This window comes from Treponema pallidum subsp. pallidum str. Nichols, from assembly GCF_000410535.2.
In the GTDB taxonomy this organism is placed as follows: Bacteria; Spirochaetota; Spirochaetia; order Treponematales; family Treponemataceae; genus Treponema; species Treponema pallidum.
The window spans coordinates 976506-977199 of record NC_021490.2 but is presented as its reverse complement, the minus strand read 5'-3'; the positions used below and the strand labels follow the sequence as shown (position 1 = coordinate 977199).

Below are 694 nucleotides of genomic sequence, written 5' to 3'. Positions count from 1 at the left end.
CCTCAAGCATGGATTTAAGACTACTACTGATTTTAAGATTGTGTTCCCCATTGTGGCAAAGAAGGATTTCAAGTACCGCGGTGAGGGGAATGTCTATGCGGAAATTAATGTTAAAGCGTTGAAGTTGAGTTTAGAGTCAAATGGTGGAGCAAAGTTTGACACGAAGGGTTCTGCAAAGACGATAGAGGCAACCCTGCACTGTTATGGGGCCTACCTGACCATTGGGAAGAATCCTGATTTTAAGTCAACGTTTGCTGTTTTGTGGGAGCCGTGGACCGCGAATGGGGATTATAAGTCTAAGGGAGATAAGCCGGTGTATGAGCCGGGGTTTGAGGGAGCCGGGGGAAAGTTAGGGTATAAACAGACTGACATCGCCGGCACGGGGCTCACGTTTGATATTGCGTTTAAGTTTGCGTCTAACACCGACTGGGAGGGCAAAGACAGCAAGGGCAACGTCCCAGCAGGAGTAACCCCCAGCAAGTATGGATTGGGGGGAGATATTTTGTTCGGCTGGGAGCGTACGCGTGAAGATGGCGTGCAGGAATACATTAAAGTGGAGCTCACCGGCAACTCCACACTGTCTAGCGACTATGCCCAAGCCCGAGCCCTGGCAGCCGGGGCTAAGGTGAGTATGAAGCTTTGGGGTCTGTGTGCTCTGGCTGCTACAGACGTGGGGCATAAGAAAAACGGAGCG

The 694-nt window shown here is 51.0% G+C and carries 1 protein-coding gene; it reads left to right on the top strand.

From position 1 onward, the window contains the following. Positions 1 to 694: major outer sheath N-terminal domain-containing protein (locus tag TPANIC_RS05685; protein WP_465250568.1), on the top strand; the 694-nt coding region annotated here is incomplete at both ends.